The organism is Streptomyces sp. NBC_01320 (assembly GCF_035974375.1).
Lineage (GTDB): Bacteria > Actinomycetota > Actinomycetes > Streptomycetales > Streptomycetaceae > Streptomyces > Streptomyces yanii.
Window position 1 is genome coordinate 2,120,026 of sequence record NZ_CP108390.1, and the last position, 25,287, is coordinate 2,145,312.

Annotated in this window: 20 protein-coding genes and 2 pseudogenes; 10 read left to right on the forward strand and 12 right to left on the reverse strand. The window is 68.6% G+C overall.

What is annotated here, in order from left to right; genetic code table 11:
• Positions 1–23 precede the first annotated feature (23 nt).
• Together OG395_RS10140 and OG395_RS10145 are read right to left on the reverse strand one after the other, a co-directional pair.
• Positions 24–704 (reverse strand): DUF4166 domain-containing protein, encoded by a 681-nt coding sequence (locus OG395_RS10140; RefSeq protein ID WP_327242582.1) that lies wholly within the window; start codon positions 702–704, stop codon positions 24–26.
• Entirely contained in the window at positions 701–1,390 is a 690-nt protein-coding gene (locus OG395_RS10145) for a hypothetical protein (protein WP_327249302.1), read from the reverse strand. Before OG395_RS10145 ends, OG395_RS10140 begins: the two co-directional genes overlap by 4 nt.
• Positions 1,391–2,034: 644 nt before the next feature.
• Between OG395_RS10145 and OG395_RS10150 the strand changes: the two genes are divergently transcribed.
• Positions 2,035–4,893 (forward strand): beta-N-acetylhexosaminidase, encoded by a 2,859-nt coding sequence (locus tag OG395_RS10150; protein ID WP_327242583.1) that lies wholly within the window; start codon positions 2,035–2,037, stop codon positions 4,891–4,893.
• On the opposite strand, the gene OG395_RS10155 is transcribed toward OG395_RS10150, so the two are convergent.
• Positions 4,888–5,889 carry a PHP domain-containing protein gene (locus OG395_RS10155; protein WP_327242584.1) on the reverse strand — a complete coding sequence of 334 codons (1,002 nt, stop codon included), beginning with the start codon at positions 5,887–5,889 and terminating at the stop codon, positions 4,888–4,890. The two genes, OG395_RS10150 and OG395_RS10155, sit on opposite strands and share 6 nt — an antisense overlap.
• A 408-nt stretch (positions 5,890–6,297) precedes the next feature.
• Between OG395_RS10155 and OG395_RS10160 the strand changes: the two genes are divergently transcribed.
• Complete coding sequence (locus tag OG395_RS10160; protein ID WP_327242585.1) at positions 6,298–6,972, forward strand: hypothetical protein; 675 nt, start codon at positions 6,298–6,300, stop codon at positions 6,970–6,972.
• A gap of 165 nt (positions 6,973–7,137) precedes the next feature.
• Here OG395_RS10160 and OG395_RS10165 read toward each other — a convergent pair whose 3' ends face one another.
• The gene (locus OG395_RS10165) at positions 7,138–8,853 is read right to left on the reverse strand and encodes a CocE/NonD family hydrolase (protein WP_442818535.1); all 1,716 of its coding nucleotides are present in this window, start codon (positions 8,851–8,853) and stop codon (positions 7,138–7,140) included.
• Positions 8,854–8,947: 94 nt separating this feature from the next.
• Between OG395_RS10165 and OG395_RS10170 the strand changes: the two genes are divergently transcribed.
• Complete coding sequence (locus tag OG395_RS10170; RefSeq protein ID WP_327249304.1) at positions 8,948–9,667, forward strand: TetR/AcrR family transcriptional regulator; 720 nt, start codon at positions 8,948–8,950, stop codon at positions 9,665–9,667.
• A 171-nt stretch (positions 9,668–9,838) separates the two neighbouring features.
• On the opposite strand, the gene OG395_RS10175 is transcribed toward OG395_RS10170, so the two are convergent.
• The gene (locus OG395_RS10175) at positions 9,839–11,533 is read right to left on the reverse strand and encodes an acetolactate synthase large subunit (RefSeq protein ID WP_327242586.1); all 1,695 of its coding nucleotides are present in this window, start codon (positions 11,531–11,533) and stop codon (positions 9,839–9,841) included.
• Positions 11,534–11,748: 215 nt separating this feature from the next.
• On the opposite strand from OG395_RS10175, the gene OG395_RS10180 reads away from it, so the two are divergent.
• Positions 11,749–12,486, forward strand: a complete 738-nt coding sequence (locus OG395_RS10180) for a flavodoxin family protein (protein ID WP_327242587.1) — start codon at positions 11,749–11,751, stop codon at positions 12,484–12,486.
• A gap of 675 nt (positions 12,487–13,161) precedes the next feature.
• On the opposite strand, the gene OG395_RS10185 is transcribed toward OG395_RS10180, so the two are convergent.
• Positions 13,162–13,488 (reverse strand): hypothetical protein, encoded by a 327-nt coding sequence (locus OG395_RS10185; protein ID WP_327242588.1) that lies wholly within the window; start codon positions 13,486–13,488, stop codon positions 13,162–13,164.
• 454 nt (positions 13,489–13,942) lie between these two features.
• On the opposite strand from OG395_RS10185, the pseudogene OG395_RS10190 reads away from it, so the two are divergent.
• From OG395_RS10190 to OG395_RS10200, 3 genes and pseudogenes are all read left to right on the forward strand, one after another.
• Positions 13,943–14,764: pseudogene (locus tag OG395_RS10190) on the forward strand (IS5 family transposase).
• Positions 14,765–15,113: 349 nt separating this feature from the next.
• Positions 15,114–15,584: a helix-turn-helix domain-containing protein gene (locus OG395_RS10195; RefSeq protein WP_327242589.1), complete on the forward strand. Its 471-nt coding sequence runs from the start codon at positions 15,114–15,116 to the stop codon at positions 15,582–15,584.
• A complete protein-coding gene (locus OG395_RS10200) occupies positions 15,473–16,255 on the forward strand; it encodes an IS630 family transposase (protein ID WP_327242590.1) in 783 nt (260 codons plus the stop codon). The genes OG395_RS10195 and OG395_RS10200 overlap by 112 nt, the downstream gene beginning before the upstream one ends.
• Positions 16,256–16,268: 13 nt before the next feature.
• Here the strand turns inward: OG395_RS10200 and OG395_RS10205 are convergent.
• From OG395_RS10205 to OG395_RS10225, 5 genes and pseudogenes are all read right to left on the reverse strand, one after another.
• A pseudogene (locus tag OG395_RS10205) lies at positions 16,269–16,493 on the reverse strand (GNAT family N-acetyltransferase); the annotation flags it as partial.
• Between the two features lie 79 nt (positions 16,494–16,572).
• Positions 16,573–17,067 carry an AAA family ATPase gene (locus tag OG395_RS10210; protein ID WP_327242591.1) on the reverse strand — a complete coding sequence of 165 codons (495 nt, stop codon included), beginning with the start codon at positions 17,065–17,067 and terminating at the stop codon, positions 16,573–16,575.
• Positions 17,068–17,367: 300 nt separating this feature from the next.
• Entirely contained in the window at positions 17,368–18,018 is a 651-nt protein-coding gene (locus OG395_RS10215; protein WP_327242592.1) for an MOSC domain-containing protein, read from the reverse strand.
• Positions 18,019–18,387: 369 nt separating this feature from the next.
• On the reverse strand, positions 18,388–18,837 hold the full coding sequence (locus tag OG395_RS10220) for a winged helix-turn-helix transcriptional regulator (RefSeq protein WP_327242593.1): 450 nt from the start codon (positions 18,835–18,837) through the stop codon (positions 18,388–18,390).
• A 61-nt stretch (positions 18,838–18,898) separates the two neighbouring features.
• Positions 18,899–19,507: a TetR/AcrR family transcriptional regulator gene (locus OG395_RS10225; protein ID WP_327249305.1), complete on the reverse strand. Its 609-nt coding sequence runs from the start codon at positions 19,505–19,507 to the stop codon at positions 18,899–18,901.
• Between the two features lie 117 nt (positions 19,508–19,624).
• Here OG395_RS10225 and OG395_RS10230 point away from each other — a divergent pair, with 117 nt between their 5' ends.
• Together OG395_RS10230 and OG395_RS10235 are read left to right on the forward strand one after the other, a co-directional pair.
• On the forward strand, positions 19,625–20,395 hold the full coding sequence (locus OG395_RS10230) for an SDR family NAD(P)-dependent oxidoreductase (protein WP_327242594.1): 771 nt from the start codon (positions 19,625–19,627) through the stop codon (positions 20,393–20,395).
• A gap of 378 nt (positions 20,396–20,773) precedes the next feature.
• Positions 20,774–21,640: an AraC family transcriptional regulator gene (locus tag OG395_RS10235; RefSeq protein ID WP_327242595.1), complete on the forward strand. Its 867-nt coding sequence runs from the start codon at positions 20,774–20,776 to the stop codon at positions 21,638–21,640.
• A 353-nt stretch (positions 21,641–21,993) separates the two neighbouring features.
• On the opposite strand, the gene OG395_RS10245 is transcribed toward OG395_RS10235, so the two are convergent.
• Positions 21,994–22,803 carry an inositol monophosphatase family protein gene (locus OG395_RS10245; protein ID WP_327242596.1) on the reverse strand — a complete coding sequence of 270 codons (810 nt, stop codon included), beginning with the start codon at positions 22,801–22,803 and terminating at the stop codon, positions 21,994–21,996.
• Between the two features lie 290 nt (positions 22,804–23,093).
• Here OG395_RS10245 and asnB point away from each other — a divergent pair, with 290 nt between their 5' ends.
• Positions 23,094–24,947, forward strand: a complete 1,854-nt coding sequence (gene asnB / locus OG395_RS10250) for an asparagine synthase (glutamine-hydrolyzing) (RefSeq protein WP_327242597.1) — start codon at positions 23,094–23,096, stop codon at positions 24,945–24,947.
• Positions 24,948–25,287: the final 340 nt, after the last annotated feature.

Here is a 25,287-nt window from a genome sequence, read left to right on the forward strand (position 1 = left end):
GTCCCGGCCATCGGTCGCCTCAGTCACGCCCGCGCTTCTTCCCGTACGGGGCGCAGGCCCGCGCGGACGCCGTGTCGGCGGGCGTCGACATAATGGGCGCGGAACGTTCCCTCGTATCCGAACAATGGACCGAAGCGCCGGTTGGTCACCGCTACCCGAACACGGAACCGGCCGGTCACGTCGTCGAAGGATTCGCGCACCTCGGCGTCGCCTCCGAGGATTTCCGGGACACGGAGGTCGAACGGCCCCTCCCGGAACCGGTGTTCGCCGGATCGGATCAGAAGAGAACCGTCGGGCTCGGCGCTCAGCCATAGATCGCTGGCGAGGTGCTGGTGGGTGCCGAGATAGTCCAGAACACAGGACCGTTCGGGGCTGTGGACCATAGTGGCGTCGAACCGGCGCGTGCCGCCGGGCAGCGCGAACGTGCGCACGAAGGTGACGGTCTCGCGGCCGAACGAGTCGGTGTACGGCACGTTCTCTATCGTGAAGGGGATGTGACGGCCGGCCCGGGGAACGAGGACATTGCGCGCGCCGCCGAGGGCGAGGAACGGCTTCACGAACGGCCGGCCGTGCCAGATCCGGTCCATGACACCGCGGCCGATGCAGGCCTCCCCACTCTCCAGGCCGACCGAGAAGCGCCGTCGCAACTGGGGATGCAGCCGGTCGAAGTCCTGGCCCATGGCGAAGCGGAAGATCGAAGTCATGGATGCTCCAGACGGGCGAGGAGGGCGGGAGTGGCGGTCCGGGCCGGAGGTCTGCGCAGACAGCGACGCGCCGCGGGTGTGGTGGGCAGGGGCGGCAGCAGCAGCGAGGCCACGACGGCAACCAGCGCGGCGGCAGGCCCGAAAGGCAGTAGCGAGAGGACCGCCAGCAGCCGGACGCCGACCTCGGCGAGCGCGTGCCCGAGCGAGCGGGCAGGGCTGATGCCGCGTTCGCACCAGAGCCGCAGCCGGTCGAAGGACCAGGCCGTGGCCCAGCCCATCAGCGGCCGGAGGACCAGCCGATCCGCTCCGGCCCCCGGGCGACCCCAACGCGTCCTGTAGTCGTAGCCGGTCAGGAAGCGGATGCCGTCCGGTGTCGGTACATAGCGCCAGTAGCCGCTGCCCTCGGCGAGCAGGGAGAGTGGATGGGCCGATGCGAACCGAAGCGCCGAGACCCGCTCGCCGTCCGCCCGACGGCGCTCGCCCGCACTGATGCCAGTGCCCGTGATGGTCAGGAAGGGGAGTACCCGGGTCGCGTAGCGGAACCGTTGGGTATCGCCGGGCCCGCCCGGCAGACAGGCGATCTCGGTGAAGCGAAGATCCCACCGCTGGTGCTGCACAGGATTTCGGGTCCGCTCCCAGAGGTCTTCAAGGTCTGCGCGAATGCGCGTCTCGACGTACAGCCCCATTCCGCCCACGCCCCCGCTCCGCAGCATTTGAGCGATCGCTCAACCTGCTGTAGATGCGGACAATAACAGGGAGTTGAGCGATCGCTCAAGCAGCGCGGTGTCCGCACATGGGACGCTCCCCGCCGGGGCGCGTGGCGACGATCGCTGCCAGTTGGAGCGCAGCAGGTACCGTCGCGTCGCACTTCTAGATCGAACTCCGCGGACAGGATCGCGGGCCACCACCTCACCCAATGCGCCGGTGGCGTGGTGACACTCCCGGCAGACGGTGGAGCCCCCGAGGTGCAGCGGACCGACCGGCGTCGTCGCGGGACGCGGGCTGCCACCCGGTCTTCCCCGCCCCGGAACGCCGGCGGACCACGGCCGGCATCCGATCCGCCAGCCACCCAACCTTTCTTCCGCAGCCGGCGAACCGGATGCTCGAGCAGATCAGCCACGAACTGCGCGCTCCTTGGGTCTGCCCACCCTGCACGCGAAGGCCTGACAGTGGCTCAGCAAGCAAACGATCGGATCTCTGGTGCCTTTCGGCGTGCGCGATCCCTGGTGCGCGCCGAGCGTCCGCAGTAAAGTCCGCATCCGTCCAGGTGGTCTACGCCAATTTCTGGGGGTGGCTCATGTCCCGAGCAATCGGACGATGGTTGGTCACAGTGGTCGCTGCAACGGGCATGGCCGTCGGGGCCGTTGTCCCGGCCGGCGCCGACGCCCCGTCCACGGCGGAACCGGCGAGGAGCCCGGCCGTCGTCCCTCCCCTGCAGGAGTGGTCTGCCGGCAGTGGCACCTTCACCCTCACCGAGCGGTCCCGTATCGTCGTCGACCGCCGGTACACGGACGCACTGGACACCGACGCCCGGACCTTCGCCACCGACCTGGCGGGGCTCGGGGCCGAACCACTCCCCGTGGTCGCCGGCACGGCCCCGGGGCCGGACGACATCTTCCTCACCACGGGCGGCGAAGGGCCGGGCGAGGGCTACCGGCTGACGGTGACCGCGCACTCGGTCACGGTCGCCGGCACCGGCCCGGCGGGCACCTATTACGGTGAGCAGTCCGTCGAGCAGATCCTCAAGGCGGCTCCCGACCACGCGTCGATTCCGGTCGGCAGCGCGCAGGACGCGCCGGTCCAGCAGGAGCGCGGTCTGATGATCGACACCGCGCGCGCGTACTGGTCGGTCGCGTCCATCGAGCAGCTGATCCGTCAACTGGCGTGGCAGAAGCTCAACACCCTGCACTGGCACCTCACCGACTCCGAATTCTTCCGGCTGGATCTCCCCGGCTATCCCGGCCTGGCTGCCGCCAAGTCGTACACCCCGGCAGACGTGCGCCGGGTGCAGGACTTCGCGGCCCGCCACCATGTGACCGTCCTGCCCGAGTTCGACATCCCCGGCCACGCGACGACCCTGACCTCGTACCGCCCCGGTCTGCGGTGGGACTGTCCGTCGATGAACTCGATCATCAGCCCTGGACGGGTCGATCCCGGCTTCACTGTCGACATCACCAAACCCGCCAACGTCGCGTGGCTCGACGGACTGGTCGAGGAGATCACGGACCTGTTCGATTCACCGATCATCCACCTGGGCGGCGACGAGACCCCGAACGCCGCCTTGCAGGCGCAGTGCCCGCAGCTGGCCGAGTACGCGGCGGCGCACGGGTACACGAAGACCGAAGACGTCTTCCTCGCCTATGAGAACCATCTCGACGAGCTGCTCGCCCGGCACGGCAAGCGGATGCAGATCTGGGGCTGGTGGCCGCAGGCCGGAGGCGGCGGGTCGGTGACGGTCAACAAGGACATCCGTATCCAGGCCTGGCTCGGCGACGAGAAGACCTTTCTCGACCAGGGCTACGACGTCGTCGTCAGCAACGAGCACTCCCGCCTGTATGTCGTCCCCAAGTACGCCCCGGGCACCGCGAACGGCAACTACATCCCCGACGACAACGCGCTCTACAGCAGCTACAGCGTGCCGCTTTCGGACCAGGTGCGGGGCATCGAGATGGCTGAATGGGGCGACGTCGCGTACACCATGCCCGAGGCGTACCCGCTTTCCTATCTGCGCCGACCAGTACAGATCCTTGCCTCCACCGCGTGGGGCAGCCCCCGTCTTGGCAGCTATCTCGACTACGAAGTCCTCGCCGACGAGATCGGTGGCCCGCCGGGTCTTCCCGAGACCGCCGACCCGGCAGCGCGGCCGGTCGCCGGCGTTCCGGTAGGACCCAGCGGCGTGGCAAGTGCCTTCGACAACGACCCGACGACTGCGTTCGTCGCGAGTACCGCGGGCACCGCCGTCGGTATCGACCTCGGTACGGACGGCGCCACCCGGCCGGCCGGAGTACGGCTGCTCCCCCGCAGCAACTCGACCGCCGACCTGGCCTCGCTCGTCGGCGGAACCGTGCAGGGCTGTACCGACGGACCGGACAGCGGCTGCCGGACCCTGGCAACGGTGGAGTGGACACCGACACGCGACTGGCTGACCCTGCCGACCGACGGTTCCGGCAGCTACCGCTGGCTTCGCTTCGTCGGCGCTCCGACGGCGAAACCGGCACTCGCGGAGGTGGCGTTCCTGGCGGGTTCCGCAGCCGTGCGGCTCTCCGTCGACGCTCCGACGACACTCACCACCGATGGCGCCGACACCGTCGACGTCGTGGTCACCAACACGACCGGGCGGGCGCTGCCGCAGGTCCGGGTGGGCCTCGGGGCCCACCACCTGCTCGACAACACGGCGCCGGGGGCCGCGCCCGCCCCCCGAACCGTCACGGTCCCGCCGGGGCAGAGCCGCACCGTGCACTTCGAACTCGGGACCGGCGCGGACGCGAAACCCGGCGACTACCGGCTCTCGGCGACCGCGGACTACCGGCAGGCCGGAGACGACCCGGCGACCAGCAGCCGGATACGTGCCACTGCCCTCACCTCCGTCGCGCTGCGCGACCTGGCCCAGGCCTTCGACAACATCGCCGTCACCCGGGACAGCAACCCCCAGCCCGGCGACATCGACGGTGCGCAGTCCAGCTTCTCCGCCGAGAACCTCGCGGCGGGCGGTGTCGCGGCCGGCGGGAAGGTGCATGCCGACGGCCTGGACTTCACCCTTCCTGCCGGGCTTGCCGGTGTCGAGGACAACGCCCTCGCCCATGGCCAGGTCGTTCCGCTGTCCGGTAACGCGTCACGTGTCGGACTCCTCATGACCGCGACCTACGCCCCGGCCTCCGGACTGACGGGGACGGTGACGATCACCTACACCGACGGAACCACGGTCTCCTCTCCGGTCACCGTCCCCGACTGGGCGAGCAGCACCGTTCCGCAGAAGGCGGCGGTCGCGGCCCACGGCGACAGGGTCAACGGCGGCGGGCGTGCGCAGAGCACCCGTGCCGCGAACCTCTACTCCGTCGCCGTGGACGTCGATCCGCACAGGCAGCTGGCATCCGTCACTCTGCCCACGGGGCCCCGCTACATGGGTGCGAAGTCACCGGCCCTCCATGTCTTCGCCCTCGCCACGGACGGACCGGGCTCGGCGTCATGACCAGGCCAGCAGTTCGTCCACCGGCCACGACGTGATGACCCGTTCGGCGGGCACACCGCACTTCTCTGCCCGGGCGCAGCCGAAGATCTGCCAGTCGAGCTGCCCCGGCGCGTGCGCGTCGGTGTCGATCGCGAACAGCACGCCTGCGTCGACGGCCTGCCGCAGCAGTCGTCGGGGCGGATCGAGCCGCTCCGGACGGCTGTTGATCTCCACCGCGGTGCCCGCCTCGGCACACGCGGCGAAGACCTCGTCCGCGTCGAACTCCGACTCCGGGCGTCCCCGGCCGGTGATCAGGCGGCCCGTGCAGTGCCCCAGTACGTTCGCCTGCGGATGGCGCACGGCCGCGACCAGCCGGCGCGTCATGGCCCGAGCGTCCATCCGCAGCTTGGAGTGCACGGACACGACCACTACGTCGAGCTGCTCCAGCAGTCGGTCCTCCTGGTCGAGGGAGCCGTCCGGAAGGATGTCGCACTCGATGCCGGTGAGCAGCCGGAACGGTGCCCACTGCTCGTTGAGTGCGGCCACGACCTCCAATTGGCGGCGCAGCCGTTCGGGCGACAGTCCGTTCGCCACAGTCAGCCGGGGCGAGTGGTCGGTGAGGACCGCCCACTCGTGCCCCAGCTCGATCGCCGTCCGTCCCATCTCCTCGATCGGACTTCCGCCGTCCGACCAGTCGGAGTGCAGATGGCAGTCGCCACGCAGCAGAGCGAGCAGCGTTTCACCCCCTTCCATGAGGGGATCCGCAGCGGCGGCCTCCAGGCGCTGGAGGTAGCCAGGGACTTCCCCGGCGAGCGCTTCACGCACCACCTGTGCCGTCTTCGGCCCGATGCCCCTGACCGACTCCAGCGACCCCGAAGCCACTCGTTCCGCGATGTCGTGGCCCGTCATCGCCCCCACCGTGGCGGCGGCCTTACGGAACGCCTGGACGCGGTACGTGGCGGCCTGGTCGCGTTCCAGCAGGAAGGCAATCCGTCGCAGGGCATCGACCGGATCCATCGGCACCTCATTTCCGGCCCCGGCACGACGGGGCTGCGCCGCTGCTCCCTCCACGTTGGCACAGCCCGGCAGCAGGCGGCATCTTGTACACGGACGGTGGCCCGAGTCCGGTGAGGTACGTGTCATGGGGTGCGCATTCGGCCGAGTTCGCCCCCTGGGCAAACCGATCACCAAGCGGGTCGGTGGGCCACAGGAACAGTGGCACGGTCATGGCGTCAGGCGGTGATGTTCCCGCCGTGCCATGCCACGACGAAGCCAGTATCGAGGCCACGTAGAATAGGAATCTTCGGCCGGCGGAAGCCCTCTGGAGTACCTGAAGGACGTGCGCCCTCGATGAATCGTGACGAGGCTCCCGCTCGACTCCGTCTCAGCGCTGCACTGGACGGCCTCGCCGTCACCTTCCGTGGCATGACCGCCCGTTCCGACGAATACAACTGCCCGTGTCACTGGGGCAGCGCGGAGGAACTCGCGCAGTTGAAAGTGCCGGGCTTGGAGTTGGACCCCGATCTCCTGCTTCGCACCTGGGATGCCCCGGACTGGACCGACCACGCGGCCGTGCTGCGTCGCATCCTGCCTCAGTTCGCCGCGGCACTTGTCCGTGGCCTCGTCGAACCACTCGGTATGGAGGAGGCCGGATGGTCATTCGCCCGAGGCCACTGGCAACGGTGGCCTGTCGGGCAAGCCGCAGCGGTGCGGGAGTTCCTGCACGCCTGGTGGGCGCTCAGTCTCACCGACCCGGATCCCACCGTGCCGGCGTTCGAGGTCCTGGTCCTGTGCGCCGAGGCGTCCGGCGAGCTCGGTCCGTGGCTCACCGTCTGGGCGGAACTCCGTCATCCCGTGGCCGACCAGAGCCTGGCCCGGGCGGTGAGGGAGTGGGAGTACGACCTGCTGGGGGATCAACTCCCTTGGCACAGCCGTGGGAACAGGGATGAGATGTGCGCCGAGCTCGCCGCCTGGCTCATCCGCCACGCCCCTGACCGGCTGCGAGCCCACGGCGAATCCGAGGAATTGCTCCACCTGATACGGCTGCTCAGCCTCCCGGGCCCCGCCCGCTGGGAGGACCCGCACGCGCCCGGCTGCTGAGGCCCGGACCTGCGGCGCCGGTGACACCGCGGCGCTGCGGACGACGCCCTCCCCGGACGCCGGGTGGCCCGCCCGCGGCAGAATCCGCCGGAGGGCCACCAGGTGGTGGACGAGGACGTCGTGCGCCGGGACTGTATTCCTTTCTTCCCGGTGGCGCCCCGCTGTCTATGCGTCGGGCTGTTCACCTTCGAAGGGCTGCGCAGCCTGGGTGCTTCCGGGAAGCATCAGTGCTGAGTCCGCGTGGAGCGTGATGCGTACCGGTGTGAAGTCGGTGGCGTCGACCGACGACTCCCCGGTGCCGGGACTACGGGCGTAGCGCGGATGGGCGCCTCCGCTGATCTGCCAGCGGATACGGTGACCGGCGGCGAACCGGTGGGCGGTCGAACTCATCGGTACGGTGACCATCGAGGGCGCCTCCTCCACCGTCCGCAGCTGAGTCAGTCCGTCACAGACGTTGATGGAACGGCCTTGTGCGTCCACGTCGCACAGTCGGGTGAAGACGTCGGTGTATCCGGTGTCCGTGGAGATGCTCAGCCGCGCGAAGACCGGGCCGAGGACGTCCACGGGCTCGGCCAGCGGCGGGCCGGTGAACGTCAGGACGTCCTCTCGGGCTTCGAGGACGCTGTTGTCGCGGGGTCCGGCGGTACGGGAGAGCAGAGGGCCGCCGATGGACGGGGTGGGGTCGGCCGGGTCGTAGCGGATGGACGTCAGCGGTGTGTTGTCCGTGGGGGCCTGCTGGGTGAGATACCCGTCCGGGGCGGGGAACCATGACGTCGCGGCCGGGGTCAGCGGCCAGTCGTCGAGGTCCCGCCATTCGCCGGCCCCACCGACGTGCACGCGCACTCCGGTGGGGCGCAGGCCGGAGGGGTCGGCGCACAGGTGCGCGCGCAGCCAGGCGAGGCTCTCGGCGAACACCTCGGGCCAGCCCTGTTGAAGTGCGGAGGTGTGTGTCCAGGGGCCGACGAGCAGTGCGGTCTCACACCCGGCCCGACGCAGCCGGCCGTGCTGCTCGAAGGTCTGGTCGGCCAGCGCGTCGTGCCATCCGGTGATCAGGCCGGTGGGCACGCTCAGCCGCTCCGCCGCTTCTCCCGGGGACGCGCCCAGCCAGTACGGGTCGTTGGCGTCAGGGTGCGTCATCACGTCGTCCAGCCAGGGCACTTCACCCCCCAGGGCGGACACGTGGGCCCCGCGTAGTGGCTGCGCGGTGGTGATGGCGCGCAGTCGACGTTGCAGGCGCAGCGTCGCCCTCACGAAGGGGCCGATCCCCCGATGCTGGTATGTCATGCCGACACCGACAGCGAGGGCGTTCTCCAGGCGGAGTGCACCGTCGGTGTGAAACAGGGTGTAGGGATCGTGCAGACCCACCTGCACCACCATGGCCTTCAGCTCCGGTGGTGGGTCCAGGGCGAGCGCCCACTGCACATATCCCAGGTAACTGGGGCCGACTGTGCCCAGTCGTCCGTTGAACCAGGACTGCTTTCGAAGCCAGGTCACCGTGGCCTGGCCGTCGTCGGCCTCGTTGCGCCACAGATCGAACCGGCCACCCGAGCCACCGGTGCCGCGGCAGCTTTGCAGGACCACGTGGAAGCCCTGTTCGGCGAAGAGCATGCCGTACATGGGTGACCACGGCACGCCCCTGCCGTACGGCGAGCGCACGACAAGGGTGGGGAAGTCCCCCTCTGCGCGCGGAAAGTAGTGATCTGTACGCAACGGGCTGCCGTCGGCGGCCGGGACCACCAAACCCGGCTCCCACCCGGCTTCGTGCCGCTTGGCCGGGAGATTGCGCCAGGTCGCCCTCATCAGCCGTGCGGACAGCGGCGGCTTCCCGGAAGGCGGCGTCCAGGCCTGCCTCGGCAGGGCGTCGTGCGTGCGTGATGTCATCGTTGCCCTCCACTATTCTCGTACTACGTACGAGAATAGTGGATGCTTGGATGGCTTCCACACGAGAGGCAGCGGCGAGGAAAGGAAAACGGAGATCGGTACCCCTGACGGCGGGTCCGGCGCCACGAGCGTCGACCCCCAAGAACTCTGGCTCGGCCCCACCCGGCCCCGCAGGGGGCGCAGGCCCACCTTCAGCCGCGAGGCGATCACAGCGGCAGCCGTCGCCCTCGCGGACGCGGAAGGGCTGGACGCGGTCACCATGCGACGGGTCGCCTCACAGGTCGGAGCCGGCGCCATGTCGCTCTACAGCTACGCCCCCGACAAGGAGACACTGCTGGAACTGATGATCGACCACGTCAGCGGCGAACTGTCGACGGCGGACGACCGCACCGGCGACTGGCGCACCGACCTGAAGGCCATCGCCCACCTCCAACGCGCGCACATGCTCCGGCATCCCTGGCTGCCCACTGCCCTGTCGGCCCGCCGGACACCCGGCCCCAACACCCTGGCCTTCCTGGAACGCGCCCTTGCCGCCCTGCGGCCCACTGGGCTGGACGGCGCAGCGAAGCTGGAGGTCTTCGCCCAGCTCACCGGATTCGTAGCCGGGCACGTCGCCCACGAGATCGCGCAGACCGCAGCCGCGGGATCACCCGACCGGGCCGCAGCCGAGGCCCGCTACCTGACCGCTGTCGCCGCGGACGGCCATCATCCGGAGCTCGCCGAGGCCCTCGCCGCACCCGGACGCCCGCTCACCCCGGAAGCCACGTTCACCCGGTTCCTCAACCGCCTGGTCGACGGCCTCGACACCGACTGATCCGGAAGCCCTCCGAGAAGGACACGTCGGCCGCAGCGCCGGGCGCATGCGTAGGCCTTCTGTCCGCCATGAGGCCACCGTGCTGGTCACAGCCATCCATGAACGGCTGCGACCAGCACTTTCGCAACAGACCCAAAGTGTATTGATCACGAGCGTTGTTGACACGTCGAGTCAGAACGGGCCGTGGAGCGCGCCGAGCCGCTCTGTGAGCCGCAGGTTCTCGGAGTAATCGACGGGGCAGGCGATCACCGACACCCCGTCGCCGGCCAGCGCACGCTGCAGCACCGGCAGTAGCTGACCGGCCGTCTCGATGCGGTAGCCGTGGGCGCCGAAACTCTCGGCGTGGGCGACGAAGTCCGGATTGGTAAAGCGGGTGTGGCTGTGGCGTTCGAGTTCGAGCTCCATCTTCCAGGTGATCAGGCCGTACTCCTCGTCGACCAATACGAGGACCACCAGCGGGATGTGTTCGCGAACGGCGGTCTCCAGCTCCTGGGAGTTCATCAGGAAAGAGCCGTCGCCCATCATGGCCAGCACACGCTGCTGCGGGCGGGCCAGTTTCGCGGCGATGGCACCGGGCAGCGCGAAGCCCATGGTGGACAGTCCGTTGGAGACCAGGCAGGTGTCCGGCTCGTACGCCGGATACAGGCGGGCCATCCACATCTTTCCGGCACCGGTGTCGGCGAGCACGATGTCGTCGCGCCCCAGTGCCGCTCGCACGTCGGTGACCACGCGCTGCGGCACGAGCGGGCATGCGTCGCTCCGTCGTCCGTACTCCAGCTCCTCGTTGAGCAGGGCCCGGATGCACGCACCGGTTCCTGACGCGTAGTCGAGGCCGTCCGGCAGCGCGGCCGCCAGTGCGTCCAGTGCCTGCGAAAGATCGCCCTCGACGCCGACCGTGACCGGGTAGTGCGCATCCACCTCGGCGGGAAACCGGTGCAGGTGCACGATGCGCTTGTCGCCGTCCGGATTGATCTTCACCGGGTCGAACTCCTGGACTTCATAACCGACGCAGATGAGGACGTCTGCGGTGTCGAAGCCGAAGTTGGAATAGTCGTGGCGCATGAAGCCGACCGCCCCGAGCGCGTTCGGATGATCGTCGGGGAAGACGCCCTTCCCGTGGAAGGTGGTCGCTACCGGCACGTTCAGCCGCTCGGCAAAACGCATGAGAGCCTCTGACGCCTTGCCCCTCGCGGCGCCGTGGCCGGCCAGCACGACCGGTCGGCGCGCCGTCGCGAGAACCTCCGCCGCCCGCGCGATCTGTGAGGGCGACGGCGCGTCGGCATGGACCGTGTCGACCTGCAGGGGGTTGAGCGGCTTCGTGATTCGTGAGGCTTCGATGTCCTCGGGGACTGCTACGAAGACCGCTCCCGGACGCTCGCTCTGCGCGGTCTTGAACGCCTTCCGTACCATCTCGGGCACCGCGACAGGGCTGTCCACGCGAGCGGACCACTGGGTGACCGGCGCGAACATCGACACCAGATCGATGACCTGATGGGACTCCTTGTGCACCCGGTCCAGCGATCCCTGCGCGGCGAGAGCCACGAACGGTGTGCTGTTGGTCGTCGCGTCCGCGGCACCCAGCAGGAGATTGATCGCACCGGGCCCCAGCGTGGCCGAGCACACCCCGGCCCGCCCGGTCAGGCGTCCGTAGATCTCGGCCATGAACGAGGCGCCCTGCTCGTGGCGGACCAGGACGTATCGGATGCGCGAGCCGTCCAGGGCATCGACGAAACGGATATTCTCCTCGCCAGGGATCCCGAAGATGTACTCCACGCCCTCGGCCTCAAGACAGCGGACCATCAGGTTCGCGACGTCCTCGGTCCTCGTCCCGGAATTCTGCGGACCGGAGGTGGGGTGGGTGTCCATGGGTCGAACGTATGCACATGCCGGAGGGCGAACCACGCACCAGCCCCCGGTCGAGTGAAGGGCACGTCCGTCAGGGGCCGGCCTGCCGGGTGCTCGGCTGTCGGGGTGATCGGCGGTGTTCGACTGTGCCGTAGCAGCGGTAGCCAGATCCCTGCCAGCACGATGATCGGTGTTGGGCCGCCGTGACGGCATGGCGGCGGAAGCCAGGAGGACCTGTGACCACCCAGTCGCCCAGTGCCGACTCGTCGCCCGCTCGCTACGACGACCTGCGCGCCCTCGTCGTCAACTGCACGCTCAAACGCTCACCCGAAGTCAGCAACACACAAGGGCTGATCGACAGAAGCCGGGCCGTGATGGAGGCGCAGGGTGTAAGCGTCGACGTCGTACGGGCTGTCGACCACGACATCGCGACCGGCGTATGGCCGGACATGACAGAACACGGCTGGGCCAGTGACGAGTGGCCCGCACTGTACGACCAGGTGATGGCGGCCGACATCCTCGTGCTGGCCGGCCCCATCTGGCTGGGAGACAACTCGTCAGTCATGAAGAAGGTGATCGAGCGGCTCTATGCCTGTTCCAGCCTGCTCAACGAGAAGGGTCAGTACGCCTACTACGGCAGGGCGGGCGGCTGCCTGATCACCGGCAATGAGGACGGCGTGAAGCACTGCGCGATGAATGTGCTCTACAGCCTCCAGCACCTCGGGTACACCATCCCGCCGCAGGCCGACGCGGGCTGGATCGGGGAGGCGGGCCCAGGACCGTCGTATCTCGATGCCGGATCCGGCGGACCCGACAACGAGTTCACCAAGCGCAACACCACCTTCATGACGTGGAACCTGATGCACCTGGCGGCCATGCTCAAGCGCGCGGGCGGGATTCCGGCGCACGGCAACCAGCGATCCGAATGGGACGCGGGCTGCCGCTTCGACTTCCCGAACCCGGAACACCGCTGAAGCCAGAAGCCGGAACGTCGATGCAGGCGGTTCTGCTCCTGGTCCGGCAACCACAGCCCCCGGCAACGCGGGCGGGCGGTCGTCCCGCGCGACGGAGACGGCGGGCCGCTGTTCGCCGACCTTCGTCTGCTGGCCGGCTTCGCACCGCTGCTGGTCGCCTGTGTGGCAGGGCCGCGGCTGCTGGAAGAAGTGTCGTCGCCGGCTGCCGTCGTCCTCCTCACCTTGATCATTGGGGTGGCAGGGTTGCTGCCCGCCTTGGGCAGCCGCTTCGTGACGGTCGGTCTGGGCCTGGCCTCACTGTTCGGCTACGGGCTGCAGCTGACCGGTGCGGCAAGCATGGCCCAGATCATCGGCGCCCCCGCACTCGCGGTGGGCGTCGTGGTGGTACTGCGCCTGCTCATCGGCGCCGCCCCCCACCGGACAACGCGGCAGGCACTGGCCGATGCGCTCCATTCGGACACTGCCGAATCCGGCGAGCGAGCGGTCCACCTCTGTCTCACCGACCGGTCCGAACGGTGGACCGGCCGGGCACTCAGGAGCACGCTGCACTACCGCACGGCCGCCACAGTCCTGACCTGCACAAGCAACTGGGACGCGCCGAGGACTTCGCCGCCACCCCGCACACCCGCTTGGAGCAGGCTGCGACCGCCCACACCTGAGCCGGCCCGTTGCCGGTCAGCGAGGCAGATCGGCGTCGGCGGCCTTCTTCAGTGCCAGCCCCAGCCCCTCCAGCGGCGGTACCCCGGACAGGCCCTGCGGGCTCCGGTAGACCCGGCAGGCCAGCCCCGGCTCCCGCCCCTCTTCCGCGAACGGATCGCGCCCGTTGACCAGTACGGTCGGCGAACCGGTGAATCCGGTCCGCTCCGCCTCCGCCTGGGTCGTGACGATCCGGGTGGCGAACGTGGTGTCGCCCAGGCCGACGTCGTCAAGCGCGCGGCGCAGCTGCTCGGTGGCGGGTATCTCGTTCGGGCAGTCCGGTACGACCAGGATCTCGATCTCCATGTCTCCAGGATCGCGCACCGCGCGGACAACCCATCACGCAGGGGCTCGGAGATGTCAGCGCCGGGCTGCACCGGCGCGCGCGCCATGAGCAGGCCCGCAAGGGCCAGGACCATCCCGACCGCAAGGTGGGTGAACGCCGCGGTCGGCGATATGGCGGTCCACAGCGCGTCGGCCACGGCGGAGGAGGTGAGGTTGCCAAGCGAGTGGACGGTGGCGAGCAGGCCGAACGCGGAGCCGTTCAGATCCTGGGGGCAAGGGCTGCACCGGCGGCCTGCTGGGCTGAATCCACCGGAGACGGCCGCAGAGCGGTGCCGTTCAGCCCGGCGCATCGATACCAGTACGTCGACTGACCCACCACAGGACTGCGACCTCAGGGCGAGCTTCTCCCCTGCCCGCCGACCATCTCGCTCAGTCCGCCGGCTGACGCGTTCTCCCGCCAACCGTCCCGTGGTGATTGTTGTTGCCGGTGGACAAGAAATCGGGCCGTCCGCCGAGGTGGACGAAACGGCAGCTCATCAACGGGATTCGGTGGCGTACGCGTACAGGTGCGCCATGGGGGGACGCGCCCGCCCGGTACGGCAAGTGGGAGACCGCCTATGGCTTGCTCCGGCGCCGGCGGCGAGACGGCACGTGGGCGCGGATCTTGAAAGAGCTGCAAGCCAGAGCGGATGCCCAGGAGCTGATCACCTGAGATATGAGCGTGGACTCTACGATCGCCCGCGCGCACCGGCACGCCGCTGGTGCGCGTAAAAAGGGGATCTGCAGGTAGAACCGCCGGGCAGCGTCCAGGCGGAGCCCGTCGACCACGGACTCGGGCGATCACGTGGCGGGCTGACAGCCAAACTGCATCTGGCCGTCGAGCAGGGTCAGAAGGTCCTGTCGATGGTTATCACCGCTGGGCAGCGGCATGACTCCCCCGCAGTTCCAGCCGGTGCTGGAGGCAATCAGCGTGCTGCGGCTGGGTCCGGGACGACCTCGTACCAAGCCCGACAGGGTTCGGGCCGACAAGGCCTACGGCTCTCGCGCCAACCGCGCCTACCTGCGCAGGCGCGGCATCACCTGCACGATCCCTGAGAAGACCGACCAGATCCGCCACCGCAAAAACCTGGGCAGCCGCAGCGGGCGGCCACCAAGGTTCTGCAAGATCGACTACCGCGAACGGCATGCCGTCGAGTGCGGCATCAACCGGCTGAAACGCCACCGCGCCGTCGCGACCAGGCACGACAAGCTCGCCGTCCGCTACGAAGCCACCGTCGCCACCTCCGCCATCAACTAATGGCTGTGACCGCAGAAGAAATGCCCAGTGCCCCTCCGGGCAGGCTTTGCCCCGTCGCACCGCCCGGCACGCCCTCCCCCAAGGCCTTGAGGGCCAGGGGGACCCCCTTCCGCATCGGCCAAAAGCCCTGGTAGCTCCTTCCCCAAGCTCTCCGCTCCGTTCGAGCAGGGCAGACCCCGTCCAAGGACGTCCGGCCGCCCTGCGATCGCACGCACCGGACGACGCTCCTCACGGGACAACCATCGCCGGTCACGGCACTAGTAGCGTGTCGCCGCTTAGTTATGGTGCACCTGACTGGGAGGTTGGTGTCTGGCAGGTTCCTTCCCCCTTGCCAGATAGGACTGTTGTCATGGGTTCGCAGAAGAAGCGGCCGGTCAGTTTGACCGCGCAGGATCGTGAGGATCTGGTCCGGGTGACCACGACAGGTGTTCGTGGAGCCTCGATGATCATGCGTGCGCGGGTGCTGCTTGCGCTGGACAGCTCGGTGGGTGAGGTGGACACCAAGGAGGTGATCGCGGCCCGGCTCGGCGTCTCCGGTGAGACGTTGCGGCTGGTCGCCAAGCGTTTCACCGAGACCGGTGGCGATGTGCACGCCACGATCGCGCGGAAGAGGCGCGACCTCCCGCCGGTGCCCTCGCCGGTGACCGGTGAGGTCGAAGCCCGGCTGATCGCGATGGCGTGCTCACAGCCACCCCAGGGCTATACCCGGTGGTCCCTGCGGCTGCTGGAGAAGCACGTCGCGCTGGTCGAGGACATCCCCGACCTGGACCACTCCACCATCGGGCGGGTCTTAAAAAAACGGAACTGCGTCCTCATCTGAGAAAGTGCTGGACCATCCCACCACGAGCGAACGCGGAGTTCGCGGCCCGGATGGAAGACGTGCTGGCCGTCTATGCCCGGCCCTACGATCCGGCACGTCCCGTGGTGTGCATGGACGAGAAGCCCTACCAGCTCCTCGACCATGCCCGCGACCCGCTCCCGGCCCGCCCTGGTCACGACGCCTGCCAGGACAGCGAGTACATCCGCCGCGGCACGTGCTCGATCTTCGTGTGGGTCGAACCCCTGCGCGGATGGCGTCGAGTCCAGGCACTGTCCCAGCGGACCCGGATCGACTGGGCCGGCCAGGTCAAACAGTTACTGAGCGTGGACTACCCCGACGCCGAGGCCGTGGTGCTGGTGATGGACAACCTCAACACCCACGGCATCGCCTCACTGTACGAGGCATTCGAACCAGAAGAGGCCTTCGCCCTGGCCCAACGCCTCGAGATCCACCACACACCCAAACACGGGTCATGGCTCAACATCGCCGAGATCGAACTCTCCGCGCTGACCCGGCAATGCCTCGACCGCCGGATCAGCAACCTCGACAACCTCAACACCGAACTCTCAGCCTGGCAGAACGCCACCAACACCGACCAACGTCAGGTCGACTGGCAGTTCACCACCCACGACGCACGCATCAAACTGCGTCACCTTTATCCCAAAAATTAGCTGCGACGGTCTACTAGACCTCGGGAAGGGAAGGATCGGGCGTCCATGGAGACGGTGCGGCGATGGACCAACGTTCGTGGTCGCGCCAGGCCCCGTCGATATAGAGATAGGCGGGCGACAGACCTTCGTAACGAAAGCCCAGGCGCTGGACCAAGGCCAAAGACGCCTTGTTTGCCGGCTGAATGTTCGCCTCCAGCCGGTGGAGCCGCAGGTCGTTGAAGGCGTGCCGCAGGGCGACGGTGACACCTGATCTGGCCCGGCTGTCGACCGGGACCTGGATCTGCGTGACCGGCAGCCATCTCAGCCCGGAATCCTTGTCAGGCTGAGGTTGGAAGTACTGGGGGCTCTTCACCCTCGCTCGCAGGGGCTTCGGAGTGCTCGGCGATCCAGGCCAGCGTCTCTGGCGAAATCACGCCATGTTCCTGTTCGTTGTTCCGCTTGGCCAGTCTCCGCAACAACTCATCGTGATCAGCCTGGAAGTAGACGAGCCGCCACTTGGCGCCATACTCCGTGACCAACTGCTTGTAGTCGTCCCTGACCGCGCGGGTGCCCAGGCCGTGATCCAGCACTACCGAACGGCCTTCCCGTAGGAGTGCGACGAGCTGACGCCGAACGTCCTCGATCACGGGAGCCTGAAGCGCGAGGTGTTCGTACTCGGCGTGATCCTTACCGATCCGTCCATGCCGGGCTGTCATTTGGTCATCCACTGGCAGACGAACGACACCGCCTCGTGCCAACGCCTTCGCGAAGGTGGTCTTACCCGAGCCGGGCATACCGGTAAGTAGCCATACGACGGGCTGAAGATCACTCACCCGCCTGACCCTAGTGGTCCCGCCGCCCTGCAACGAACCGGATTCCGATCGCCCGGGCACACGACCACACCATCGCGCAAGGCATGCGGAGCACGATGAGCTGCATGCCCGACAACACCCGATCACGTTCAGTAGCTAATGGCTGTCCCGTAATCCTTGGCGGGCGCACGACGACAGCTACGGCACCTCGCCGCATTGTCGGAACACCCGAATACGCCCAGCATGAGGACGCTCCGCCACCTTGCGATGCACCGCATCCAACGCCGCGCGCTGTTCCGCCAGGGACTACGGGACAGGCCTTTAGGTGGTCGTTCGCCTGCGGGCCAGTTCTCTGCTCTCCTCGGGCAACGCGTCGGCGACCAGCAGCCGCGGCAGCAGTTCCGGTTCGAGCGTCATCGCGCGGAAGACCAGTGCAACGCTCACATCGTGGTCGGGCCGGTGCACGATCTCGACCGGGTCGCCGGCACGGATTTCTCCCGGCTCGATCACGCGCAGATAGGCGCCCGGCAGTGCGGCCTGCGTGAACCGTTTGATCCAGCCCTCGCGCTCCAGCCAGCCTTGGAACGTGGCGCACGGGATCCGTGGGCACGACACCTCCATGACCACCTGGGGCCCGATGCGCCAGCGCTCACCGATCAGGGCGCCGTTGACGTCGAGGCCAAGTGTCGTGAGGTTGTCCCCGAAGACGCCGCCGGACAGCGGCCTGCCCAGCTCGGTCTGCCACCCGTCGAGGTCCTCGCGGGCATAGGCGTAGACGGCCTGCTCGGAACCACCGTGGTGCTTCACGTCGTAGACGCGGTCACCGACGAGGCCCACCGCGCCGGTGCCCTTCGGGCCGGGGGCGACGACCGAGACGGGACCATGAACGGGTTGCTTGTCGATCCCTGTCGCCCTGAGACGCTTCCACGGGTTGGGTCGCGGCTTGCCAACATTGACGGAGAGCAGCTTCATTCGGGCGACGGTACGGTCCCCCGCGCGCCGGGGCGACACATTTGTCTGCCGCCCCTTTGGCGTCGATCACCCAGCCGGCGTGCACCGGGCGGGGCACCGGGACCATGACGCCGCGGTCCGCCCCTGGGCACGGCGACGGGGAGGGGCTGCGTACGGAATCCCGACGCGCCTTCGGGGGTTGACCGTTGAACCTGGACACGGCTTTTTCGGCTGGTGCAAGGTAATTGACATAGCGTCAGATACGGTATGGGCGATCGGACTGCGCCGCCCGAGGCCGGATGTGGCGGCACGGGATGTCGTAGCGATGCGGTCCGCAGAACAGGTCGACTCGCTCGCCGCCCGCATTCAGGTGTGACGCCGGGCCGCAGGTCAGGGCAGGACGGTGACCTCGACCGGGGTGAGCGCACCATGCTCACCGGAGCACTCGACCACGACGTGAACCGGCGCGCCGCATGCGCTGTGCCGGATGTCCAGCACCGGCCCCTCGGGGTCGGCGACGTAGGTCTCGCCCCACTGCCCGAGCGCCACGAGAATGGGCCACAGATCCCGCCCCTTGCGGGTCAGGCGATATTCGCGCCTGGTACGGCTGCCCTGTTCCTGGTACGGGACCGTATGCAGGATCCCGGCCGCGACCAGCTTGCGGAGTCGGCCGGCCAGGACCGCCTCCGAGAGCCCCACATGGTGGCGGAAGTCATCGAAGCGGCGCACCCCGTTGAAGGCGTCACGCAAGATCAGCAGCGTCCACTTCTCGCCGACCAGGTCGAGGGTACGGTGAGATCCGGGGAAAGGGTTCACTCGGGTTGCCGCGAGTGTGCGCACGTCCGCGACCGAGCGCGGTACACGTCGTCGGCCGACATTCTCGGCGGGCGCAGATGTGGGCTCAGATCTCAGCGGACGCGGCGTTGCGCAGCGCCATGATCCCCTCGTCGAGCGCCGCATGGAGATGGCTGGATCGACCGGTCGACAGCAGGATCGACACCCCTCCTTGGATTCCCGCCAGCAGCGCCGCTGCGGTCCGGTCGGCGTCGAGCGAGATGGGCACGTGTCCTGCGGTTTGCATAGCTCGGATCCCCGTCGCCAGGTGCTCCTGCCACTGGCGCAGCAACTCGATCACGATCGCCCGCGCCCCTGGGGTGTTGCGGCCGATCTGCAGGAACAGCGAACCGAGCGGGCACTGGTCGCCCTGTTCTTCGTAGCGCGCAATGACCGTGTCACGCCACCGGTACCAGGCATCCCACGAGTCCAGGCACCCGAGGTGGGGTTGCTGGTCGTCGAGTACCTGGTCGGCCTCGAACTGCGCGACGGCGAGCAGCAGTTCGTCCTTGCCGCCGGGAAAGTAATGGAACAGCTGGCTCTTGCTCGTACGAGTGCGTGCAAGGACATCGTCCAGCGTCGCCACCGCGACACCTTTCTCCCGCAGCACCGCGACAGCCCCCTGGACAATCCGGCCACGCGTCGCTTGTCCCTTGGCGGTCAACGATCCGCGCATCCCGTCTCCTCCCCTCGGACCAGTCAATCCAACGTAGCAAAATTGGACTTGCAGGTCCATTTTTTGCCAGTCACCATCGGCCCCACAAGCCCTGCGAAAATTGGAGTCGATCGCATCATGAGCAACCGTCTGCAGAACAAGACCGCCCTGGTAACCGGCGCCACCAGCAACATCGGACGCGCGATCGCCCTGGCCTTCGCCGCTGAAGGAGCACACGTCGCGGTGTCCGGCCGCAGCCGGGAGCGCGGCGAAGAAGTCGTCGCCGCGATCCGCACCGCAGGCGGCAAGGCGGACTTCCTGCCCTCGGATCTCGACGGCAGCGCGCCCGCCTCCCGCGCCCTCGCCGACGAAGCCGCCCGTGCCCTGGGTGGTCGCATCGACATCCTGGTCAACAACGCCGGCATCTACCCGAGCCCTTCCACGCCCGACACCGACGAGGAGACGTTCGACCTGATCTATGCGGTCAATGTCAAAGCGCCGTTCTTCCTGACCGCCGCGGTGGTCCCCGCAATGATCGAGGCCGGCGGCGGCGCGGTGATCAACCTGGGCTCGTGGATCGCCCGGCTCGGTATCCCGATCGGCGCCGTCTACAGTTCCTCCAAGGGAGCGATGGAAGCCCTCACCCGTGCCTGGGCTGCCGAGTTCGGCCCCCGTGGCATCCGCGTCAACGCCATTTCCCCCGGCGTGGTCCACACGCCGGAGCCGGCCGGGACCGGGGTCCACCCCGGCGACATCATGATGAAGGGCACCCCTGCCGGCAGCTTCGGGCTTCCGGACGCGATCGCCACCGCAGCGGTCTACCTCGCCTCCGACGAGGCAAACTTCGTGCACGGTGCCGTCCTCGACGTGGACGGCGGACGCACCGGCGTCGCCGTCATCGCCCAATAGCCCGAACTCAAGAAGAGTTCATGGGCCGTGGAATCAGCCGCGTGACGCGGCGGCGGCCGCATCGAGCGCCTTGCCGCTTGAGCATGGCATGGATGCTCGGGGATCCATGGGTTCCGCGCAATCCCGTGGGAACGTCGGCGTTCTGTTCCGTCAACTCGGCGTCGCGGACCGCTCGGGGACCGGGCTTGCCGATGCGGGGGCGGAAAGCGGTCCGGGCGACCTTCAGCAGCTCACACGCCCGTCTGGACACTGTGACCGCCCTGCTTCTCCGTCTCGCTGAACGGGTGCACCGTCGACCCGACCGCTTCGGGCACAGGATGTCGGGTCCGGCACAGTGGGCCTCTCTAACGTGAGTGATCGAAAGGGAAGGAGACGGGGGTGCTGGAGCAGCTGAACCAGGCCATGGAGCACATCGAGTCGCATCTCGACCAACCGATCGACGTGGCCGATCTCGCGCACATCGCAGTGACGTCGGAGTACCACTTCCGCCGACTCTTCTCCGCGTTGGCAGGCATCCCGCTGTCGGAGTACATCCGCCGCAGGCGATTGACCGTGGCGGGTGCCGAGGTGCTCGCCGATGAGCGGACACTGCTGGAGGTCGCTGTGCGCTACGGCTACAGCTCGGGAGAAGCCTTTGCGCGTGCGTTCCGAGCCGTACACGGTGTGGGTCCGGGCGAGGCCCGGCGTGCTGGTGCGACTCTGCACTCCCAGCCACGGATGTCCTTCCGCCTCATCGTTGAAGGGAGCAGCAGCATGCGATACAGGATCGTGGAGAAGGAGGAGTTCCGTGTGGTCGGCAAGAAGGCCCGCGTCCCGCTCGTCCACGAGGGGGTCAACTCGGCGATCGCCGACTTCATCCGGGGCATCGGTCCCGAGACGCTACGGCGTATCACGGCGCTCTCCGACCAGGAGCCCGACGGGATCGTCGGGGCGAGCGACCAGCTCGATCCGAGCCGGGCCGAGGGGAGTGAACTCGACTACTACCACGGCGTGGTGACGCACGCTGAAGCGCCTGAGGATATGGACGTGCTTGCTGTTCCGGCAGGGATGTGGGCCGTCTTCGAGAACTCCGGCCCGTTCCCGCGGGCGCTGCAGTACCTGTGGCGGGATGTGTTCACGCAGTGGTTCCCGTCGAATCCGTACCGGAGCAGGCAGGGGCCCGAGATCCTGCGCGTCCGCCCGACGCAGGACGGGGCGCAGGCGGACGCGGAGTTGTGGATTCCCGTGGAGCGATACGCCGCCTGAGCGAGCACCACTCGGCGGCCCGGAACCGGCCCCGGGCCGTCTCGAGGGGGGAGAACAGCGCGTCGACCAGGGCGTTGACCGCCAGGAGGTTCTTCGCCGGGTCCAGGACGAACCCTGGGGCGTTTGTGTGCCCGTCAAGGGGCTGCCTCAGCACCACATCGACGTTTCCCTCGGCAGGTGCCGGTCGCCGTCCTGCACCGTGCCCGCCGGCGGGCGCCGACGAGCGGGCGGTGCGGCCCGATGACGCTCCTTGCGTCTCCCTACGCGCAGCGCAGGCGTGGGCCGCAGCTGCTCACCCCGGCCCCCACCCCTGCGGAGCGCGGTTTTGTTGAGGCCGGCGCGAGGGCGACCGTTCAGGTGCGGTTATCGCTTCGGTCGCGGATCACCGACATCAGCAGCCCGTGGGTTTCGGCGTCGGCCGCCACCACAAGTCCGCGGCCTCCCTGCCCGATCCGGGCGCCGTCGATCCCGGTGACGACGCAGCCGGCGGCCCGGCACAGAGCGATGCCGGCGGCGAAATGCACGCTCTCGGACAGGTCGCCGCCATCGGTGACGTACGCGGCACGCTTGCCGGCAGCGACCCAGGCCAGCGCCAGCGTCGTGGACACGACCCGCGGCCGGAACCGCTCGATGAACCCCGGGTGGGCCAACAGGTCCACGGCCCGGAAGCCAGGTGCGTTCGGGAACGGCGGATCCAGGTTGACGTCCACCAGTTGGGTGGCGGACGTGGGCACCAGCTGCGCATCGGCCCCGTTGTGCCGTACCCGGGCGGTCTCACCGTCGGTGAAGAAGACCTCGCCGCTGAACGGGTCGGCCACCGCTGCCGCCCCGTCGCGCAGCGCCACGTTGACGGCCACCAGCATGTTACCGACGGCGTAGTTCAGCGTGCCGCACAAGGGGTCCACCAGCCACTGGCGCACAGCGTCGGCGGTACCCTGCTGCCCGCCCTCCTCGCCGAGCACGGCATCCTCGGGCCGAGCGGCACGGATGACGCCGAGGATCGTCCTCTCGGCCTCGAGATCGGCGGCGGTGGCGAAGTCCCCGGCTCCCTTGTCGATGCGGGTGAGCCGCTGGCCGTACATGGTGCGCACCACGTCGGCGCCGGCATGTGCCGCAGCTATCGCAACCCCAGCATCGTCAAGGCTCGCGTATGAGTTGATCATGCCGGGCATGATATCGGTGGCAATTCCACCGGCCGGAGCGGAATCGACCCGCTTCCGCCGCCGACGGTAGCCCTGCTTCGCTGTGGTGACTCTTGCCCAGTACCTGACCACGCCCAGGCGTACAAGTCCGTGGGCACAGCGTGCCCTGAGGCTGTTCCGTGTGGCCTGCGAGCGGTTCGACACGGCCGCGGAGAGGCCGACATCAGCCACCCGTTATGTCTGCTTAATCCCTATAGTCGGCAAGGTGCGCATCCCCTGGATGCTTTCTCCACGACAAGGAGGGCCACCCCATGTGCGGAATCTCCGGCTGGGTGTCCTACCGGCGCGACCTGCGACAGGAACGCTCCACCGCCGAAGCCATGAACGTGACGATGGCCTGCCGCGGACCGGATGCACACGGCCTGTGGCTCGACAGACACGCGGCGCTGGGTCATCGCCGACTCGCCATCATCGACCTGCCCGGCGGTGTCCAGCCGATGACGGAGCGCACGCCGGACGGCGATGTCGTGCTGCTCTACTCGGGAGAGGCCTACAACTACAGGGAACTGCGCGACGAACTGCGTCGAAACGGCCGGCGTTTCCGCACCGACAGCGACACCGAGGTCGTACTGCGCGGCTACCTGGAATGGGACGTCGACCTCCCCGAGCGACTGAACGGCATGTTCGCGTTCGCGATCTGGGACGGCCGCACCGAGCGGCTGCACCTGATGCGCGACCGGATGGGCATCAAGCCGCTGTACTACTTCCCCACCGACGACGGCGTGCTGTTCGGCTCCGAGCCGAAGGCCATCCTGGCGAACCCGATGGTGCCCCGCGAGGTGGATCTGGAGGGTTTGCGCGAGCTGTTCTCGATGGCCAAGACCCCAGGTCACGCGATCTGGAGAGGGATGCGGGAAGTGGAACCGGGCACGCTGGTGACCGTCGACCGCTCCGGCCTGCGCACCCACCCCTACTGGCAGCTGCGCTCTGTCGCACACACCGACAGCCGCGACGACACCGTCGCGCGGGTACGCGAGCTGCTCGACGACATCGTCCGCCGCCAGCTGGTCTCCGACGTGCCGCGGTGCATCCTGCTGTCGGGCGGGCTCGACTCCAGCGCGGTCACCGCGCTGGCAGCCGAACAGCTACGCGGCAAGGAGACCGTGCGCAGCTTCGCCGTCGACTTCGTCGGCCAGAGCGAGAACTTCGTCCCCGACGATCTGCGGGCCACCCCGGACACCCCCTATGTGCACGACGTCTCCAGGCACGTCGGAACCGACCACCAGGACATCGTCCTCGCCCCCGAGGGGCTGGCGGATCCGAGCGTGCGCGCCGCAGCCGTGCGGTCGCGGGACCTGCCCCTGGGGCTGGGCGACATGGACCAGTCGCTGCTCCTGCTGTTCCGGGCGATCCGCGAGCACTCCACGGTGGCACTGTCCGGTGAGTCCGCGGACGAGGTCTTCGGCGGCTACGCATGGTTCCACGATCCTGCCGCACGAGATGCCGGCACTTTCCCCTGGCTGGCGGCCCTGGAGCGCCAGCACGGCCGCGGCGGCAGTTCGGTGCTCGAGCCCGGGCTGCGCGAACGTTTGGACCTGGAAGGCTACGTGGCCCAGCGCTACGAAGAGGCCATGGCGCAGGTGCCGCGCCTGGACGGGGAACGCGATCCGCTGGAGCGTCGGATGCGGGAGGTGTGCTTTCTGCACCTCACCCGCTTTGTGCGGGTACTGCTGGATCGCAAGGACCGGCTGAGCATGGCCACCGGTCTGGAGGTGCGCGTTCCGTTCTGCGACCACCGTCTGGTCGAGTACGTCTTCAACACCCCTTGGTCGATGAAGACGTTCGACGGCCGGGAGAAGAGTCTGCTGCGGGCGGCCACCGCGGACCTGCTGCCGCGTTCGGTTCTGGAGCGGGTCAAGAGCCCGTACCCCTCCACCCAGGACCCGGCCTACGCTGTGGAGCTGCAGAACCAGGTCCGCGACGTGCTGTCGGCAGGCAACAGCCCCGCCCTCGACCTGCTGGACCGCGGTCGGCTGCAGGAGATCATTGCCACCGAGCCCGGCCAGGTCGGCACCGCGGACCGCACCGGTCTGGAGCGCACACTGGACCTGACCGTCTGGTTCGAACTGGAACGGCCTACGCTCACGCTCGGCGCCGGCGGCTGACGCAGCCCCCACCGGGTGCGCGGCAAGGCAGGGCCCATGGCCGGCGACGGCGAAGCGGCCCACAGTGCTGGACGGGTGTCGCCACGAGAGTGTGGTGCATGAGCCGGGGTTCGTGCGTTGCCACAGCGCCAGGGAGGGCCCGCGCGTCCAGCGCGCATGTGCCACGCCCTGGACCGTCGCCGGACGGTGCTCCGGGTGCCGGCCGCGGCCCTCGTCACGGCCTCGGCCGCCTGAGAGCCTGTCGGGTGACCTTCGATCGGATAGCGGACGCGGTCTGGTGCGTGCGATTCCAAGGCGGGATGTCCTCGGATGGGGTCTCCCCTGCTCGAACGAAGCTGAG

Bases quoted from the DNA above. Each gene is read 5' to 3' on its own strand.
- OG395_RS10165 (WP_442818535.1), bottom strand. From the start codon at position 8,853: ATGACATCACGCACGCACGACGCCCTGCCGAGGCAGGCCTGGACGCCG.
- OG395_RS10225 (WP_327249305.1), bottom strand. From the start codon at position 19,507: ATGCGCGGATCGTTGACCGCCAAGGGACAAGCGACGCGTGGCCGGATT.
- OG395_RS10155 (WP_327242584.1), bottom strand. From the start codon at position 5,889: ATGGATCCGGTCGATGCCCTGCGACGGATTGCCTTCCTGCTGGAACGC.
- OG395_RS10140 (WP_327242582.1), bottom strand. From the start codon at position 704: ATGACTTCGATCTTCCGCTTCGCCATGGGCCAGGACTTCGACCGGCTG.
- OG395_RS10185 (WP_327242588.1), bottom strand. From the start codon at position 13,488: ATGGAGATCGAGATCCTGGTCGTACCGGACTGCCCGAACGAGATACCC.
- OG395_RS10215 (WP_327242592.1), bottom strand. From the start codon at position 18,018: ATGAAGCTGCTCTCCGTCAATGTTGGCAAGCCGCGACCCAACCCGTGG.
- asnB (WP_327242597.1), top strand. From the start codon at position 23,094: ATGTGCGGAATCTCCGGCTGGGTGTCCTACCGGCGCGACCTGCGACAG.
- OG395_RS10175 (WP_327242586.1), bottom strand. From the start codon at position 11,533: ATGGACACCCACCCCACCTCCGGTCCGCAGAATTCCGGGACGAGGACC.
- OG395_RS10230 (WP_327242594.1), top strand. From the start codon at position 19,625: ATGAGCAACCGTCTGCAGAACAAGACCGCCCTGGTAACCGGCGCCACC.
- OG395_RS10145 (WP_327249302.1), bottom strand. From the start codon at position 1,390: ATGGGGCTGTACGTCGAGACGCGCATTCGCGCAGACCTTGAAGACCTC.
- OG395_RS10160 (WP_327242585.1), top strand. From the start codon at position 6,298: ATGACCGCCCGTTCCGACGAATACAACTGCCCGTGTCACTGGGGCAGC.
- OG395_RS10195 (WP_327242589.1), top strand. From the start codon at position 15,114: ATGGGTTCGCAGAAGAAGCGGCCGGTCAGTTTGACCGCGCAGGATCGT.
- OG395_RS10245 (WP_327242596.1), bottom strand. From the start codon at position 22,803: ATGATCAACTCATACGCGAGCCTTGACGATGCTGGGGTTGCGATAGCT.